Here is a 14,779-nt window from a genome sequence, read left to right as displayed (position 1 = left end):
CGAACAGGTTGTCGGCCTGGGCGCCGCCCCACAGCGTGTCATTGCCCGCACCGCCCTCGAGCCGGTCAAACCCGGCCTCGCCATAGATGACGTCGTCGCCATCCTCGCCATACAGGCGGTCTTCCTGCGTTCCGCCCCGCATCAGGTCATTGCCCGTGCCACCCCACATCCAGTCGTTTTCCGAGCCACCGAACATGCGGTCGGCGCCGTCTTCGCCATAGATGTTGTCGACGCCGGCCTCGCCAAACAGCACGTCATTGTCCGTGCCGCCATACAGCAGGTCAGCCTGCGCGCCCCCCCAGATGCTGTCCGCCCCGGCGCCGCCCTTGATCGTGTCAAAGCCGGCATCGCCCATCAGTTCGTCATCGCCAAGGAACGAGACGATCTGGTCATTCCCGGTGCCCCCGTAGATGGTGCTCGTGGTGACCGTGACCCCCGCATTGGAGCCAATCAACGTGTCATCGCCGCCATTTCCATAAATGGAATCGTTACCGCCATCGCCTCCTGCCAGGTATTCGGCATTGTTGGTTCCATTGATCCAATCGGTCGTATCCGACCCATAGACTTCCTCGAACCCGGAAATCGTGTCGGCTCCGGTCGGGCTGACGAGAGCTTCGATGACCCCGCTGGCCAGATCGATCCTGGTCGCGGTCGAGAATGAGACAGCGCCCAGATCAAGACGGTCATTGCCGGCGTCGCCATGAAACTCATCGTCACCGAGGAAACTGAAGCTGACGATCACGGTGTCATCACCATCATCGCCATGGATCGTATCATTACCGCCTTCGGTTATGATGTCGTTTCCGGTGCCGCCGGAAACGACATTTGTGCCGCCATCGCCATAAAGGCGATCGTCACCTTCATTGCCATAGATGGTGTCGTTGCCCGCGCCGCCACGGATCGTGTCATCGCCGCCAGTCGAGACCAGGTAAAGGGTGCTTTCTCCATAGAGTACATCGTCGCCATCACCGCCCATTATGGAGTCCGCGTCCGCATCTCCATAGGCGAAATCATCACCCGCACCGCCATGGATCGTGTCGTTGCCATTCCCCCCACGGATGGTGTCGTTGCCGCCAGTGGTAGAGAATCCATCCTCGCCGAAAAGTTCGTCATCTCCGTCATTACCCAGGATGGAATCCGCGCCGGCGCCGCCCTTGATGGTATCGGCAAAGTCGGTGGCATCTATCGTGTCATTGCCGCCGAAAACTTCATCGAAAAGACTTCCGCCTGTCGTCATGGCGACAAGATCGGCCGAAAGGCCAGTGACGACGATATCTGGCGATCCGCCATTGTTGCTGAAATCGACTTCCAGCTTGGTAATGGTGCCGCTTAGCGGATCCCCCGAAACGGGATCCCAAGTTATTCCGGTACCGAAAGCTTCCACGTCACTGCCATCTGGCGTCAGCCACGAATACCGAGTCGAGCTGTTGAATAAGACATCCTTACTGTCATACTCGAACTGGCCAAGCAGGCTCATGTCGATGGCTTCGGTCGCGTTGGTCGATGTCAGAAAAGCCATGGTAATCTCCTTCAAATCAGACCTTGTTCGATGAATTCAGACGTGCGTTGGAAAACGTGACGGGCCGTATCCGGCCGTCGGGATAGATGCGGCGGGCAAATAGCCGACGCTTGTCGTGCAGCAGGTTTCGCAATGTCTGGACAAGGAAGGTGTTCATGTCCGGGCCGTCGGTGACCCAGATGTTCAGCAGGACACAATCGCCCTGCGTTCCGTCGCCGATCCGGCTTCCGTCGCCGTCAAGCCAGGCCTGGGCCGCGGCCTCGTCGGTCAGGGCCCAGCCGACAAAGCCGCGCGGGCGGCCGTCGCGGAACACGATCAGGTAGTGACCGCGATTGACATGCCCGGCGATCAGCCGCGCGATGCCCCCGAAGGTGCGATTGGCAAAGGCAGGGTGGCCCATCATCAGGCCCATGGCGATGCCGGCCGCCAAGTGGGGGCTTTTGTTCCGCAGCGCCTGGAACTTTGGCTCGGTGGCGTCGGAGCGGGGTTCCACCTTGGAAGAAATTACGGTGCCGGACATCAATTCCCTCTGCAACCGTCCTTGCAAAAACCTGCCGCGCAAAAAGGGCGGCGTAATGAATACCTGTCACCTGGCGCTTGCACCGAAAAAGCGGGCAAGGACGTTCCAACGGGGAACGCGCAGCCGGATGCCAATAAATATGACGTAACGTTAACCGATTTGCCCCTGTCTCTCAACCGTGACGTATTCGGTGGGCCGTGAGGCGTGCGTGGGTGCCTGCCGGCGCGGGCTGGCAGCCCCTGACCGACGAACCGAATGGTGCCGGGCGGGCGCGGAACGGGCGCAAGGTCTTCATGCGCGCCAGCGGTCGCCGCCCCCCGCACCAACCAGCGTGCAGGATTGAAGGAACGTGATCGTTGGCGACAGCGGCGTTCGGGCGGGGTCACGCATCCTTGCGCCGGATCGATCCGACAAGCGCGGTGGCCGCATCCAGCGTATTGGTGATTGTGCCATATTTGCGCAGGTTGCGGTGCAGCAGGTCCAGCCGGGCGTCGCTTTCGTCGGTGTCCACGATGATTTCGTAATCGATGCGAATGATCCTTGGCGGCTTGTCCTGGCGAACGCCGTGCAGCGAGATCTCGATCCCGCGCAGCGAGAAGCCCAGCATGGGGATCACGCGCTCGGTGCCCTTCAACATGCAGGCCGCAAGGCTGGCAAGCAGCAATTCCGCCGGATTGAAGGCGTCGGGGCGTCCGGCCATGCTGGTGTCCAGCGTGATCCGGGCATCCCGGGTCGTGGCTTCCGAGCCATGGTCGTCGATCCGGCGGGCCTGTACGCGATAGTCCAGCATGTCCTGTCCCTTCGGGAATATGTGGAAAAATTCGGCGCCCGGCCGGAATGGCCGGGCGCGTCAGGCATCAGCAGCAGGACGAGGCTTCGGCCCCGTCACCGCAGCAGGACGCGTCCGCGGCCTTGGCGGGTTCGCCGCAACACGACGACGCGGCTTCGGATGCCGCCACCGCCTTGGCCGATCCGGTGAACGGAAAGCCGCGCTCGATCCAGCGGGCGATGCCGGGGCGCATGTTCATGACCCGGCTATAGCCCTGGTAGATCAGGAAATAGGCGGCCTTCAGGCTGCGCTCGCCGCTGGCGCAGGCCAGGATCACGTCACGGTCACGCGGGATTTCCTGCCAGCGGTCCTCGAATTGCGACAAGGGGATGTTCACCACGTCGCAGCCCGCATAGCCGACCTGGGCGATCTCGGCGGGCTCGCGCACATCGACCAGCAGCGCGCCCTCGCTCAACAGAAGCTGCGAAGTGGTCGGGCAGACTTCGCGCGCCTCGGGCAGATCCTTGACGACGGTTCGCATGGCATCCTCCTCAGCTCAGCCAGGCGAGGACGTCGTCGCGCGACGGGACCGAACCCTTGTGCACGACCTTGTCACCGATGACGACGGCGGGCGTGGTCATCACGCCATGGCCGACGATCTGGCGCATGTCCTCGATCTTTTCGACGGTCACGTCCTTGCCGGTTTCGGCGGCGACGCGGGTGATCAGTTCGGCCGTCGCCTTGCATTTGGCGCAGCCTGGACCCAGAACCTTGATTTCCACTGGATTGTCCCTTCAGAACAGGAAGTTGAACAGAAAGCCCACGGCCAGGATCCCCGATCCGACAACGGCCGCGAAGACCGCGATCAGGCGCAGGGTCAGGACCTGGCGCAGGATGATCATTTCGGGCAGGGACAGGGCGATGACGCTCATCATGAAGGCCAGGACCGTGCCCAGGGCCGCGCCCTTGCCAAGCAGGGCCTCGACGATCGGGATGACGCCGGCGGCGTTGGTGTACATCGGGATGCCGATGATCACCGCGGCGGGCACGGACCACCAGGCATCCGCGCCCATGATGCGGGCCATCAGATCCTCGGGCACATAGCCGTGGATCAGGGCGCCCATGCCGATGCCCAGGATGATCCAGAGCCAGACGCGGCCGAAGATCTCGCGGACGGCCTCGATCCCCAGGCGATAGCGGTCGACCATGCTCAGCCGATCGCCTTCGGTGGTTGCGGGGCTGCTTGCCCCGGAATGGATGTCGCGCACCCAGTCCTGCAGCCAGCCTTCCAGGCGCAGCTTGCCGATGATCCAGCCCGCGACGATGGCCACGCCCAGCCCGAAGACGAAATAGATCACAGCCACCTTCCAGCCGACCAGCCCGAAGAGAAGCGCCAGCGCGACCTCGTTCACCATTGGCGCCGAGATCAGGAAGGAAAAGGTGACACCCAGCGGCACACCGGCCGAAACCAGCCCGATGAACAGCGGCACCGCCGAGCACGAGCAGAACGGCGTGACCACGCCCAGCAGTGCGGCCAGGACGTTGCCCACGCCCGCGCGCCGCCCGGCCAGCAAGGCACGGGTGCGTTCGGGGGAAATGAAGCTGCGGACCACGCCCATGGCAAAGACGATGAGCGTGAGCAGCATCATCACCTTGGGCACGTCGTAGAAGAAGAAGGCAAGCGCTTCGCCGGTATGGCTGTGCCGATCGACGGGAAACAGGGCGGTCAGCCATTCGGCAAACGGGATCAGCTGGTGATAGACCAGCCACCAGATTGCGACGAAGGCGACAACGCCCAGATGCCACAGCCAGTCGTTCCGGGGGGCGGGATGGGTCGAGGTCTGAACGCTCATGCGGCGATCCTTTCATCTGCTTGCGCGGCCTGAAGGACGGCGTCGAGAATGGCGCGATAGCGTTCCGGCAGATCGGGGTTCAGCCGATAGCGCACCCATTGCGCATCGCGACGGTCCACGACCAGGCCCGCCTGTTTCAGTGTCTGCATGTGTCGCGACATGCGGCTTTGCGTTGCGTCAAGCTGCTTCATCAGGTCGCAGACGCAATGTTCCTGGCCATCGGCAAGGATGCGGATCGCGGCAAGCCGGGTCGGCTCGGCCAGGGCTGTCAGGATCTGCAGGGGCATGGGCAACTCCATTTCTAAATGCGCATAGGCGCATGAACGCAAGTAAGGCGCGCGACGCCGCGCGTCAAGACGGGCGGTCAGCTTTTTCCATGAGGACCGGCAGGCGCGTCCGGTTACGGATACCGGCGGGAGGGCGCCGGCAAGTCATTCCGGCCGTCGGGGATTTCGGCGCGACGTTGCCAGGCGGCCCCGTGCGGCCCCGTGCGTGCCGCCGCGACGGGCCGGGGGCGGCTTTGCTCGTCAGGGGTTTCCGCCCAGCGAAGGCGGTGGAAATCGAAACTGTCGGCCAGATTGGGCTTCACGATCTGGAAATAGGGCGAAAGATCGAAATCGCGCGGCGCAAACAGCGCGTGGTGGCGGATATGCAGGATCTCGGCCCGCGCGTGCCGGGACCCCTTGCGTTGCTTCAGCCGGGTCACGTTGGGCAGGATCGGATAGCGGACCGACTGGAAGGCCTGCGCGATCAGCGACGAACAGATCGCCCGCGTCGGATCGCCCGAGCCGAAGGCCAGCATCCGCCGGCGCCATCGCACGGGCACGGGCGGAGTCGGGAAGAAATAGCGCAGAAGGTCAAGGATGTTGCGCAGGTCGTATTTCAGCCCGATCCGCGAGATCATGAAGCCCGTCACCTGTGCGCATTCCTCTTCGGTCAGGCCCACGGGCCGACAGATGCGGGTGTTGTAGCTGGCATATTTCGACAGGGGCACCGAAACGCAGCCCTCGCCAAGATTGACCTCGACCAGATGGTGGCGCGGGGTCCCGTCGCCGGGATCGGGCAGGTGGCTGCCGACATACATCGCGGCATGGGACCAGGTGGACTGGGTCAGATACTTGATCGCGGTCGAGATCCTGTCGCCGCCCTCGACCAGCAGCACGTCGCCGGGGCGCAGGACGTGGCAGAGCGTTTCGAAATCCGAAGGCGTATAGGGGTCGTAGCCCGAACAGGGACGCCGCAGACGCGAAGCAAGCCAGTGGCCGATGCGGTCCAGCATTCTGTCCAGCCAGTTTGACTTGCCTTGCGTCATCTGTTCGGGCCCCGGCCTGGGATGGCGGCGGTCAGTTCGCCATGAGGTAATCCGAGGTAAAGACCATGTCCTCGCCCGCGCCCCGGTGGCAGGCGATACAGCCGGTATCCATGCCCTTGGCCACCCGGCCGGCCAGCGGCGTGCCGTTCGGCGCCTTGTCCAGCGACCCGTCCGGCAGATACTTGACCCAGGACCAGTCGCCGTCCTCGGGGTCATAGCCTGCCGCGCGGCGGAACATCACGGTCACCGCGCCCAGATGGCTGGCCGGGTCGCGCAGGACCTGATCCTCGGTCACGCCGGCCGGGCCGAAATTGCGCTTGACGATCAGATCGCCCGAATGGCCGTCGATCGTGGCCCTTGTGTAAAAGGTTTCAAGCATCATGCCGTGCGGATCGGTGCCCTCATAGGGTCTGGCCCGGATCATCTGCGGGCCGACCAGCCTTTCGGCCTGCATCACCTCCCACAGAAGCTGTGCATAGGCGGTGTCCTGTTCGGTGCCAAAGGGCATGTCTTGCGCGACGGCCGGCCGGGCGACAAGCGACAGGCCAAGAATGGCGGCAAGTGTGAGACGTTGCATGGATACTCCTCCCGCGTTGTGACGCGAAAGGGACCATCGCGCGCCCCCCGACGTTACACGCCGACGCATCACGGCTGCGTGAGCGCCGGGGCGGGCCAGCGGCTGGACCGACACCGGCCGTCCCGGCCGCCGCGTCTCTATCCCTGGTGTTGGGGGCCGATTCCCTGGAACATCGCCCGCAGGTCAACCGTGCTGCGCCGGCCCAGATCGCCATGGTGCCGATCCAGCCATGCGATGGCCGTTTCGCGCCCAAGGTCGCGCAGAAAGGTCAGAAAGGCCCATTCGGCATTCATCTTGGACGAGGCGCCAAGCGGCGCCAGCTTTTCGGTGTTCTCGATGATGTGGATGCGCGCCCGGCGGTAATGGTCTTCGTCCAGCTTGCCCTCGTCGATCAGCCGGGTCACGAAATCGATCGACCGCAATTCCTTCAGCAGGCTGGAATTGAAGCTGATCTCGTTGACGCGGTTCTGGATGTCATGGGCCGATCGCGGGATGCCGGGCCGTTCGATCGGGTTGATCTGGACCACGATCGTATCGGCCGTGTCGCTTTCGGTGTGAAAGGGGAACAGCACCGGATTCCCCATATAGCCGCCGTCCCAATAGGGCACGCCATCGATCACCACGGCATGAAACAGATGGGGCAGACAGGCCGAGGCCATGACCATGTCAACCGTCAGGCTGCGGCTGTCAAAGACCTTGACCCGGCCGGTTTCCACATTGGTGGCCGAGATGAACAGCCGGATGCTGTCGCAATGGCGCACGCTGTCGAAATCGATGCAGGATTCGACGATGTCGCGCAGCGGGTTCATGTCCAGCGGGTTGAATTCATAGGGCGAAAACAGCCGTGTCATCAGGTCCATGACGCGGTAGCCCCAGGACCGTTCAAGCGTCCATGTCCCCATGACCATGTCAAACGCCGAACGCCGGACCGGCGAGAATTGCGCGGCCTGGCTGATCGAATGCCACAGGTGGTGCAGCTTGGCGCGCGCGCCTTCAGGGCCGCCGGCGGTGAATCCATCGGCCAGCGCCACGGCATTCATCGCCCCGGCCGAGGTGCCCGAGATCGCGGCGATCTCGATCCTGCCGTCTTCCAGCAGCGCATCCAGCACGCCCCAGGTGAAGGCGCCATGGGCCCCGCCGCCTTGCAGGGCAAGATTGACCCGTTTGACCCTGGGTTCGGTCGGGCTGTCGGGCGGCGCGGCGGTCTTGGGCATCGTGCGGTCTCCATCAGGGCGGGAGAGGTGGTGGCGCAGGCATCTTGCCGGCGGGTCGCGGGCAAGGCAAAGGGGGGCGTTCGCGTGCCCGGGGCGTGCATCTATCGGCCCGGCGGGCGTTTGTCGCGCAGAATGGCCAGCAGCTTCTCCGGGCCGGGATCGGGCGGCTGGTCGGCATTCGCAACCCGCGCGACCAGCCGATCGGTCAGCCGGACCTGGCGAACGAAGTGCCTGCAGCCCCTGCACATGATCAGGTGCAGCCGCATCTGCAATGCCTCTCGCATCGACAATTCCCGGTCGATCAATGCGCTTGCGCGCGCGGCGACGTCCTTGCAGCTCAGCATTTCTTTCGTTCCTTCCAGGGGCATGTCCCGAACATGACGCAGGTTCGGGCGAATTGTTACTGTCTTTCTTGCGGATTTCGGCATGGCCGTCACAGCAGGTCCGCCAGTCTGTTGCGCAGGGCCAGCCGGGCGCGGTGCAGCAGGACACGCAGATTGCCGTCAGAGATTCCCAGGATGCGGCATGTCTCGGCCGGGTCCAGGTCCTGCTGCACGCGCAGCACGATCACCGCGCGTTGCATTGGCGGCAGGGCGTCGATGGCGGCCAGCAGGTGATCGGCCAGCCTGCGCCCGGCCACGATGCGTTCGGGCGTGATCTCCTCCCACAGCTCCGGCATTTGTTTCCAGCGGCCGCGCCCGTCGAAGGCGGCGGCCAGGCCGTCCTCGGCGCCGCCCGCGTCGAACGAGATCGACCGCGCCTCGCGCCGGACCCTGCTGCGGGCATTGTTGACAAGGATCGTGAAGATCCAGCCCGCCAGCGAACTGCGCCCCTCGAACCCGTCGATCTTGCTCAGTACGGCAATCCAGGTGTCGTGCGTGACGTCCTCGGCGCTGGCGCGGTCGCCAAGGATCGCGCAGGCCACGCGGATCATCGCGGGCGTGTGGCGGGCATAGAGCGTTCGAAAGGCGGTCTCGTCCCCGCGGACAAGACCGGCCACGAGCGCCGCGTCGTCCTGTCTGTTTCGCATGTCGCTCTCCGGTCGCCCGGAGTGTTGTGCAGGCAAGCCAGCCCTTGCGTCCAGCCCATTACAGGCCGCGCGCGCCGAATTGAGTGGTCGTGATCTGCCCCGCGCCCCGATCAGACCGATGCGCGGCACGTTGGGGGCCACGTTGCGGGGCGGTGGCGGGCATATTGGCCTGCGCCCGCGCAGCGAAAGGGGGGATGTTCATGTCGAACGAATCCGGGCAGGCCGCGCGACAGCCGGGCGGCTGGCGCCGCCTGCCAGGCGGGATCTGGGCGCTGGGTCTGGTGTCGATGCTGATGGATGTCTCCTCCGAGATGATCCACGCGCTCTTGCCGGTCTATCTGGTCGTGGGGCTGGGCACGACCGCGCTGACCGTCGGCATCATCGAGGGCATCGCCGAGGCGACGGCGGCCATCACCAAGGTCTTTTCCGGCGCGCTCAGCGACCGGATCGGGCGGCGCAAGGAGCTGGCGGCGCTGGGATACGGGCTGGCCGCGCTGACCAAGCCGATCTTTCCGCTGGCCCCGTCCGTCGGCTGGCTGGTCGCGGCCCGCTTCATCGACCGCATCGGCAAGGGCATCCGCGGTGCGCCGCGCGACGCGCTGGTGGCCGATATCGCGCCCCCCGATCTGCGCGGCGCGGCCTTCGGGCTGCGGCAGGCGCTGGACACGGCGGGGGCGTTCCTGGGGCCGCTTCTGGCGGTCGCGCTGATGTGGGTCTTTGCCGAGAATTTCGCCTCGGTCTTCTGGGTCGCGGTGATCCCGGCCTTCGGCGCGCTGGCGCTGATCCTGTTCCTCGTGCACGAACCGCCGCGCCCGGCGGGTCTGCGGCGGGTGCGCAACCCCCTGTCGCGGGCCGAGCTGCGGCTGCTGGGCGGGCTCTACTGGGGGGTGGTGGCCGTCGCCGCGGCCTTCACGCTGGCGCGCTTCAGCGAGGCCTTCCTGATCCTGCGGGCGCAGGGGGCGGGCCTGCCGCTGGTCCTGGTGCCGCTGGTTCTGGTGGCGATGAACCTGGTCTATGCGCTGTCGGCCTATCCCGCCGGGGCGCTGTCGGACCGCGCCCCGCGTGGCGCGATCCTGGCCATCGGGCTCATGGTCCTGATTTCCGCTGATCTGTGCCTGGCCCTGTCCGGCGGCATCTGGCGGATCGGCGGCGGCATCCTGCTGTGGGGGCTGCATATGGGCCTGACGCAGGGTCTGATGTCGGCGCTGGTGGCCGATGCCGTGCCGGCCGAGCTGCGCGGCACGGCCTTTGGCATGTACAACCTGCTGACGGGCGTGGCCATGCTGCTGGCCAGCGTGATCGCCGGAAGCCTGTGGGATCTGGCCGGACCGCAGGCGACCTTCCTGGCCGGGGCGGGCTTTGCGGCGCTGGCGATGGTCGGTGTCCTGCCGCTGGACCGGGCGCTGCGCCGGCACAAGGCCGAGGTCAGCGCCAGACCGGACTGATCGGGGTCACGAACCGGTCCCGTTTCCGCCCCTGCGCGCGCCAAGCAGGCGGCGCAGGGCCGTCAGAATCGCGACCGCCATGCCCAGATTGCTGCCCAGATCGCTGATCCTGTGGCTGGCGGCAGAGGCGACCTGAACCACCTCTTGCGCGTCGTGGGCCAGCATCTCCAGCGCGGCGGCCTCGGCCTCTTCCAGCGCCTGAAGCTCGGCCGAGTTCGGTTCGCGCAGGCTGTAAAGCAGCAGAAGTATCGCCAGGGCCAGGTAGATCGCCGCGATCGTCAGGCTGGCCCCGACCGTGCCCAGCGACGGCGCGATCGCCACGAACAGCGCGAATGTCGCCATGCCGATCGCGGCGACGAATGCCAGCACGGCGATGGCCGCGGCCATGGCGCGCCGAACCAGCTGCTGCAGTAGCACCCGACGGCGCAGCAGCGTGACACGGCCATACAACTTGACGGATTCGAGTGTGGACATGGGCCTGAACCTTCCCTGGGTCTATCGCGTCGCGCGGCCAACAAGCAGGCCAAGCGCCAGCCCGACCCCCAACGCGGCCATGGCGGCAAGGCGCGGGTATCGGTCGATCTCTTCGCCGAATTCGTCCAGCGTTTCGCCAACGAGTTTCAGAAAGCCGTCGATCGTTTCGGCATCGTGCGGCGCTTCGTCCGGCGGTGCCGTGTTGTGGTCCGGCGCGGCCTTGACCCCGGGGGGGCGTGCCCGGCTGGCGCGCGCCCGGATCTCTGCCTGCAAGGCCTCGATTTCGGATTTCAGGGTCATGGCGGGCTCCTTCGCCGGCATACTGCCCCAACCGCGCAAGGCGCGCAACGATTGCCCGGCCGCAAGAAGGCACGACGCCCCAAGGCAAAAGGGCGGCGGGATGGAACCCCCGCCGCCCTGGATGTCAAGGCTCTGGCCGTGTTCAGCCGCCGCGCACTGCGCGCGCGATCAGCGAAACGACGAAGAGCACAAGGAAGATGAAGAACAGGATCTTGGCAATTCCGGCGGACGTGCCCGCAATGCCGGTGAATCCCAATGCGCCAGCGATCAGCGCGACGACAAGAAAGGTCAAGGCCCAGCCCAGCATGGTATCTGTCTCCTGGTTATGTTGCTGTCTGGATTTGAAACGCCTCAGGGGGCCCCAGGGTTCCATGCAGGGTTCCATGCCGGTTTCCACGCGTCGGGCAGATGAAAAACGGCCCCGGATGATCCCGGGGCCGCCAGCTCTGGTGCAGGTGGGCAAGTCACCCCTGCCCGTCGTCTTCGATCGCCTTGGTCACGCGCGTGGCCCCGGCGGGTCGTTCGAATGCGCGCTTTTCCTCATCCTTCGATCCGATCTGACGGGCGAGCCGTCCGCCTTCGCGGCCCTGGCCCTGGATGGTGCCCCTTTCGCCCAGGATCTGTTCGGTTTCGCGTTTGCCATCGGTCGATCGTTTCCGTTCGGCCATGTCCGTCCTCCTTGAATGTGTGTCCGATCTTGCCCTTGCCGCTTGAAGCGGTGCCGGGCGGGTTCCCATATCGGTAAACGACAGGACGGGCGGCCGGTTCCTCCGGAACCGGGCCGCGCCGGGGGACGTTGGAAACCAGACATGATGCCGGGATCTTCCCGGCCTGACGGAGAGGGAGACAGCTTTCATGACCAGAACCAGGCTGAAGGAAGGTGACTGGATCGTCGTTGCCGATGGCGAAAAGGCGCTGTTCCTGCGCAATCTGACCGATCACGAGAACCCGCATTTCCAGGTCGTGCGCGTGAAGGAGCAGGACAACCCGCCGAACCGCGACCAGGCGACGGATCGTCCCGGCCGGATGCCCGATGCGGGTCCGGGCCAGCGTTCGGCCCTGGACGAAGCCGACTTCCATCGCCTGGCCAAGGAACGCTTTGCCGAGGATCTGGCCGAGATCCTGTACAAGCGGGCGGTGGCGGGCGCCTATGACCGGCTGATCGTGGTCGCCAGCCCGATGGTTCTGGGCGTCCTGCGCGAGAACTGGCACGACGAGGTCAGAAAGCGCCTGGTCGCCGAGATCCCCAAGACGCTGACCAATCACCCGATCGACGAGATCGAGCGGATGGTCAAGGAAAGCCTCGACGAAGCCTGAACCATGGGCTGCGTTTTCTGAACTGGGTCACACCAGAACCCGAAAAAAACCGCCGGTCCATGACCGGCGGTTTGCTTTTGGTCACTTGCGCAAGACCCGGCCTATCGGGTTGCGGCCGGGCTGGCACCCGTTTCGGCCAGGGGCGCGTCGCGGGTGACTTCGCCCGAAGGATAGATCCCCAGGATCACGATCGCGATCAGCACGACGCCCACGATCGCGGCGGTGATGGCCCAGACGGACGGGCGATGCCGGCGGACCTGGCGCTGCGGGTTGGTATCGGGTGGTGTCATGTCGTCCTTCCTTTCCTGCATGGGCTTGGTGGCGGCGGCCTGATGCCGCCATGCAGGAAACCAACGCGCGGGCGACCCTGTCGTTCCGGATGCCCGGCCCGGATGCGCGATGCGCTTGGCCCGTCTCTTGGCGGAAGGTGAAAAATTTTCCCGGCCGGCAAAAATCGGGCGGAACCCGATGACGGAAGGCGCGTTGGTTTGCCGAGCGTGGCCACGCTGATCGAACAACTTGGATCATCAGGAGATCAGACCATGACCATCAAGACTCTTGCGCTTTCTGCCGCGCTGATGTGTGCCACCGCGCCGATGGCGCTGGCCGACATGCACGGCAACCTGTTCCAGACCGAGATCGGCGACAACGCCATGCTGGCGTCGGAATTCATCGGCATGCGCGTCTATGCCGCGGAAACGATCGACAGCGGTGTCTTCGACGTGACCGGCCCGCAGGATACGTGGAACGACATCGGCGAAATCAACGACGTGGTGCTGACCCGCGATGGCGAGGTTCTGGCCGTGATCGTCGATGTGGGCGGCTTCCTTGGCATCGGCGAAAAGCCCGTTGCACTGAACATGAAGGCGCTGCGCTTCCTGGGCGATAGCTCGACCGAGGACCCCGACGACTTCTTCATCGTCGCGCCGGCTGCCCTGGGCGTGATCGAAGAGGCCCAGACGTTCCATTGGGGCGACGATCACATGGACACGATGAAGGCGGATGCAGGCATGACCGCCACCGGCGCTGCCTATGAGCGCGAAGGCTATACGCCCGTCATGCCCGACGATCTGACGACCGAGGATTTGACCGGCGAGCGTGTCTATGACGCCAATGACGAATGGATCGGCGAGGTGTCGGAGCTGCTGCTGACCGATGATGGCAAGCTGGACCGTGCCGTGATCGACGTGGGTGGCTTCCTGGGGATCGGCGAAAAGCCGGTTGCGCTGTCGATGGATCAGATCCGCATCGTGCGTGACGAAAACAGCGTCGTTCGGGTCTATGTGCCGCTGACGAAGGAAGAGCTGGAAGCTCTGCCGACCTACGAGAAGTAATGCCGTCTTTGTCCGGTGCGCCGCATCGCGGCGGGTAAAGGTGGGGCCGGTTCGCGCATCGCGCGGGCCGGTCCTTTTGCGTGGGGCAGGGATCGGCAAACTTGATGTATGGGTGGCAAATTGCTACCTTTGTGGCGCAAGTGGAGGATCGCATGGCCCAGTCGGTGAAATTGTCGGACGAAATCATGGCGCTGGTGCGCCGCGAAGCGGAATTGCAAAGCCGTTCCGTCGCGGGGCAGATCGCGCACTGGATCCGGATCGGCCGGGCGATCGAACGGTCGGGCGCCTTCGACCACGGGCGTATTCTGGCCGCGCTGGAAGGCCGGCTTGATCCCGCGCAGCTGACCGAGGAGGAAGAGGCCGTCTGGCTGGACGAATTCACCCGGAAGATGGCCGAGCCGGGCCCGGACGAACGCGCCTTTTTCGCCCGGCGTCAGCAGTTGGGCCGCGGCGTGGGGCTTGATGCGGGCGGCAATATCATCCGGGCCGGGACCGACGAAGCGGCATGAGGCCCGCGCTGGTGCTTCTGGCCGGGCCGAACGGCGCGGGAAAGTCCACATTGTACCAGAACCGCGTTGCCCCCAGTTTCGCGGGGCCTTTCGTCAATGCCGACCTGATCCAGCGCGAGGAACTGCGCGACAGTTCGATGCGCGCGGCCTATGCGGCGGCGCGGATCGCGCAAGAGCGGCGCAACGAGCTCTTGGCGGCGCGCAGGTCCTTTGTCACCGAGACGGTGTTTTCCCATCCATCGAAGCTGGACATCATCGATGAGGCCCGCACGCGCGGCTATGTCGTCATCGTGATGCATGTCGGCGTGGACGATCCGGAGCTCGCAGTCGCAAGGGTGCGGGCGCGGGTCGAGGAGGGCGGCCACGACGTGCCCGAGGACAAGGTGCGCGCCCGCCTTGCGCGCGGTCTGGCGCTGATCCGGCAGGCGGTGCTGCGCGCCGATCGCGGGATGGTCTTTGACAATTCCGCCCTGAACGAACCCCCGCGCGAGATGCTGCGCTTCGACCGCGGCCGCCTGGTGCGGGCCGAGCCGGTCCTGCCGGGCTGGATCCTTTCGGTCTATGCGCCCGATCTGGTGATCTGATCCGCTGTTTCCGGGCGCGGAT

The 14,779-nt window shown here is 65.2% G+C and carries 22 protein-coding genes; 5 read left to right on the top strand and 17 right to left on the bottom strand.

The window, feature by feature from the left end; translation table 11 throughout:
- The 12 genes from LV82_RS08565 to LV82_RS08510 form a co-directional block, all read right to left on the bottom strand.
- Positions 1-1,519, bottom strand: a 1,519-nt coding sequence (locus LV82_RS08565) for a calcium-binding protein (protein WP_146065151.1), incomplete at its 3' end; no start/stop codon positions are given.
- 16 nt (positions 1,520-1,535) lie between these two features.
- Positions 1,536-2,039: a hypothetical protein gene (locus LV82_RS08560; protein WP_104070781.1), complete on the bottom strand. Its 504-nt coding sequence runs from the start codon at positions 2,037-2,039 to the stop codon at positions 1,536-1,538.
- Positions 2,040-2,421: 382 nt separating this feature from the next.
- A complete protein-coding gene (locus LV82_RS08555) occupies positions 2,422-2,829 on the bottom strand; it encodes an OsmC family protein (RefSeq protein ID WP_104070779.1) in 408 nt (135 codons plus the stop codon).
- 67 nt (positions 2,830-2,896) lie between these two features.
- On the bottom strand, positions 2,897-3,349 hold the full coding sequence (locus tag LV82_RS08550) for a rhodanese-like domain-containing protein (RefSeq protein WP_104070778.1): 453 nt from the start codon (positions 3,347-3,349) through the stop codon (positions 2,897-2,899).
- 10 nt (positions 3,350-3,359) lie between these two features.
- Positions 3,360-3,590 carry a thioredoxin family protein gene (locus LV82_RS08545; RefSeq protein ID WP_104070776.1) on the bottom strand — a complete coding sequence of 77 codons (231 nt, stop codon included), beginning with the start codon at positions 3,588-3,590 and terminating at the stop codon, positions 3,360-3,362.
- A 12-nt stretch (positions 3,591-3,602) separates the two neighbouring features.
- Positions 3,603-4,661, bottom strand: coding sequence for a permease (locus LV82_RS08540; protein ID WP_104070774.1), 1,059 nt, complete (start codon positions 4,659-4,661; stop codon positions 3,603-3,605).
- Entirely contained in the window at positions 4,658-4,948 is a 291-nt protein-coding gene (locus tag LV82_RS08535; protein ID WP_104070853.1) for an ArsR/SmtB family transcription factor, read from the bottom strand. Before LV82_RS08535 ends, LV82_RS08540 begins: the two co-directional genes overlap by 4 nt.
- Positions 4,949-5,061: 113 nt before the next feature.
- Positions 5,062-5,973, bottom strand: coding sequence for a C40 family peptidase (locus LV82_RS08530; protein ID WP_104070772.1), 912 nt, complete (start codon positions 5,971-5,973; stop codon positions 5,062-5,064).
- Between the two features lie 31 nt (positions 5,974-6,004).
- Entirely contained in the window at positions 6,005-6,550 is a 546-nt protein-coding gene (locus LV82_RS08525) for a hypothetical protein (RefSeq protein ID WP_104070770.1), read from the bottom strand.
- A 137-nt stretch (positions 6,551-6,687) separates the two neighbouring features.
- The gene (locus LV82_RS08520; protein ID WP_104070768.1) at positions 6,688-7,764 is read right to left on the bottom strand and encodes a patatin-like phospholipase family protein; all 1,077 of its coding nucleotides are present in this window, start codon (positions 7,762-7,764) and stop codon (positions 6,688-6,690) included.
- A gap of 101 nt (positions 7,765-7,865) precedes the next feature.
- On the bottom strand, positions 7,866-8,108 hold the full coding sequence (locus LV82_RS08515; protein WP_104070851.1) for a zf-HC2 domain-containing protein: 243 nt from the start codon (positions 8,106-8,108) through the stop codon (positions 7,866-7,868).
- Between the two features lie 89 nt (positions 8,109-8,197).
- Positions 8,198-8,794 carry an RNA polymerase sigma factor gene (locus LV82_RS08510; protein ID WP_104070767.1) on the bottom strand — a complete coding sequence of 199 codons (597 nt, stop codon included), beginning with the start codon at positions 8,792-8,794 and terminating at the stop codon, positions 8,198-8,200.
- A 200-nt stretch (positions 8,795-8,994) separates the two neighbouring features.
- Between LV82_RS08510 and LV82_RS08505 the strand changes: the two genes are divergently transcribed.
- Entirely contained in the window at positions 8,995-10,239 is a 1,245-nt protein-coding gene (locus tag LV82_RS08505) for an MFS transporter (RefSeq protein WP_104070850.1), read from the top strand.
- Between the two features lie 6 nt (positions 10,240-10,245).
- On the opposite strand, the gene LV82_RS08500 is transcribed toward LV82_RS08505, so the two are convergent.
- The 4 genes from LV82_RS08500 to LV82_RS08485 form a co-directional block, all read right to left on the bottom strand.
- Complete coding sequence (locus LV82_RS08500) at positions 10,246-10,713, bottom strand: hypothetical protein (RefSeq protein ID WP_104070765.1); 468 nt, start codon at positions 10,711-10,713, stop codon at positions 10,246-10,248.
- Between the two features lie 21 nt (positions 10,714-10,734).
- Positions 10,735-11,013, bottom strand: a complete 279-nt coding sequence (locus LV82_RS08495) for a hypothetical protein (RefSeq protein WP_104070848.1) — start codon at positions 11,011-11,013, stop codon at positions 10,735-10,737.
- Positions 11,014-11,155: 142 nt separating this feature from the next.
- Complete coding sequence (locus tag LV82_RS08490; protein ID WP_104070763.1) at positions 11,156-11,320, bottom strand: DUF1328 domain-containing protein; 165 nt, start codon at positions 11,318-11,320, stop codon at positions 11,156-11,158.
- Between the two features lie 157 nt (positions 11,321-11,477).
- Complete coding sequence (locus tag LV82_RS08485) at positions 11,478-11,681, bottom strand: hypothetical protein (protein ID WP_104070761.1); 204 nt, start codon at positions 11,679-11,681, stop codon at positions 11,478-11,480.
- Between the two features lie 187 nt (positions 11,682-11,868).
- Between LV82_RS08485 and LV82_RS08480 the strand changes: the two genes are divergently transcribed.
- Entirely contained in the window at positions 11,869-12,330 is a 462-nt protein-coding gene (locus LV82_RS08480; RefSeq protein WP_104070759.1) for a host attachment family protein, read from the top strand.
- A gap of 101 nt (positions 12,331-12,431) precedes the next feature.
- Here LV82_RS08480 and LV82_RS08475 read toward each other — a convergent pair whose 3' ends face one another.
- Entirely contained in the window at positions 12,432-12,620 is a 189-nt protein-coding gene (locus LV82_RS08475; RefSeq protein ID WP_146065150.1) for a hypothetical protein, read from the bottom strand.
- A 252-nt stretch (positions 12,621-12,872) separates the two neighbouring features.
- Between LV82_RS08475 and LV82_RS08470 the strand changes: the two genes are divergently transcribed.
- From LV82_RS08470 to LV82_RS08460, 3 genes are all read left to right on the top strand, one after another.
- Entirely contained in the window at positions 12,873-13,664 is a 792-nt protein-coding gene (locus LV82_RS08470; protein WP_245873125.1) for a PRC-barrel domain-containing protein, read from the top strand.
- Between the two features lie 152 nt (positions 13,665-13,816).
- Positions 13,817-14,173 carry a TA system antitoxin ParD family protein gene (locus tag LV82_RS08465; RefSeq protein ID WP_104070756.1) on the top strand — a complete coding sequence of 119 codons (357 nt, stop codon included), beginning with the start codon at positions 13,817-13,819 and terminating at the stop codon, positions 14,171-14,173.
- Positions 14,170-14,757, top strand: a complete 588-nt coding sequence (locus LV82_RS08460; RefSeq protein ID WP_104070754.1) for an ATPase — start codon at positions 14,170-14,172, stop codon at positions 14,755-14,757. Before LV82_RS08465 ends, LV82_RS08460 begins: the two co-directional genes overlap by 4 nt.
- The last annotated feature ends 22 nt before the right edge of the window (positions 14,758-14,779 follow it).

The sequence above is a fragment of the Albidovulum inexpectatum genome (assembly GCF_002927635.1).
Lineage (GTDB): Bacteria > Pseudomonadota > Alphaproteobacteria > Rhodobacterales > Rhodobacteraceae > Albidovulum > Albidovulum inexpectatum.
The sequence above is the reverse complement of the archived record's forward strand: the minus strand, read 5'-3'. Positions and strand labels throughout refer to the sequence as shown.

What these genes read in the sequence shown, in the direction of transcription:
- LV82_RS08560 (WP_104070781.1), bottom strand. Translation starts at nt 2,039, where the DNA reads ATGTCCGGCACCGTAATTTCTTCCAAGGTGGAACCCCGCTCCGACGCC.
- LV82_RS08555 (WP_104070779.1), bottom strand. Translation starts at nt 2,829, where the DNA reads ATGCTGGACTATCGCGTACAGGCCCGCCGGATCGACGACCATGGCTCG.
- LV82_RS08550 (WP_104070778.1), bottom strand. Translation starts at nt 3,349, where the DNA reads ATGCGAACCGTCGTCAAGGATCTGCCCGAGGCGCGCGAAGTCTGCCCG.
- LV82_RS08540 (WP_104070774.1), bottom strand. Translation starts at nt 4,661, where the DNA reads ATGAGCGTTCAGACCTCGACCCATCCCGCCCCCCGGAACGACTGGCTG.
- LV82_RS08535 (WP_104070853.1), bottom strand. Translation starts at nt 4,948, where the DNA reads ATGCCCCTGCAGATCCTGACAGCCCTGGCCGAGCCGACCCGGCTTGCC.
- LV82_RS08530 (WP_104070772.1), bottom strand. Translation starts at nt 5,973, where the DNA reads ATGACGCAAGGCAAGTCAAACTGGCTGGACAGAATGCTGGACCGCATC.
- LV82_RS08525 (WP_104070770.1), bottom strand. Translation starts at nt 6,550, where the DNA reads ATGCAACGTCTCACACTTGCCGCCATTCTTGGCCTGTCGCTTGTCGCC.
- LV82_RS08520 (WP_104070768.1), bottom strand. Translation starts at nt 7,764, where the DNA reads ATGCCCAAGACCGCCGCGCCGCCCGACAGCCCGACCGAACCCAGGGTC.
- LV82_RS08515 (WP_104070851.1), bottom strand. Translation starts at nt 8,108, where the DNA reads ATGCTGAGCTGCAAGGACGTCGCCGCGCGCGCAAGCGCATTGATCGAC.
- LV82_RS08510 (WP_104070767.1), bottom strand. Translation starts at nt 8,794, where the DNA reads ATGCGAAACAGACAGGACGACGCGGCGCTCGTGGCCGGTCTTGTCCGC.
- LV82_RS08505 (WP_104070850.1), top strand. Translation starts at nt 8,995, where the DNA reads ATGTCGAACGAATCCGGGCAGGCCGCGCGACAGCCGGGCGGCTGGCGC.
- LV82_RS08500 (WP_104070765.1), bottom strand. Translation starts at nt 10,713, where the DNA reads ATGTCCACACTCGAATCCGTCAAGTTGTATGGCCGTGTCACGCTGCTG.
- LV82_RS08495 (WP_104070848.1), bottom strand. Translation starts at nt 11,013, where the DNA reads ATGACCCTGAAATCCGAAATCGAGGCCTTGCAGGCAGAGATCCGGGCG.
- LV82_RS08490 (WP_104070763.1), bottom strand. Translation starts at nt 11,320, where the DNA reads ATGCTGGGCTGGGCCTTGACCTTTCTTGTCGTCGCGCTGATCGCTGGC.
- LV82_RS08485 (WP_104070761.1), bottom strand. Translation starts at nt 11,681, where the DNA reads ATGGCCGAACGGAAACGATCGACCGATGGCAAACGCGAAACCGAACAG.
- LV82_RS08480 (WP_104070759.1), top strand. Translation starts at nt 11,869, where the DNA reads ATGACCAGAACCAGGCTGAAGGAAGGTGACTGGATCGTCGTTGCCGAT.
- LV82_RS08475 (WP_146065150.1), bottom strand. Translation starts at nt 12,620, where the DNA reads ATGACACCACCCGATACCAACCCGCAGCGCCAGGTCCGCCGGCATCGC.
- LV82_RS08470 (WP_245873125.1), top strand. Translation starts at nt 12,873, where the DNA reads ATGACCATCAAGACTCTTGCGCTTTCTGCCGCGCTGATGTGTGCCACC.
- LV82_RS08465 (WP_104070756.1), top strand. Translation starts at nt 13,817, where the DNA reads ATGGCCCAGTCGGTGAAATTGTCGGACGAAATCATGGCGCTGGTGCGC.
- LV82_RS08460 (WP_104070754.1), top strand. Translation starts at nt 14,170, where the DNA reads ATGAGGCCCGCGCTGGTGCTTCTGGCCGGGCCGAACGGCGCGGGAAAG.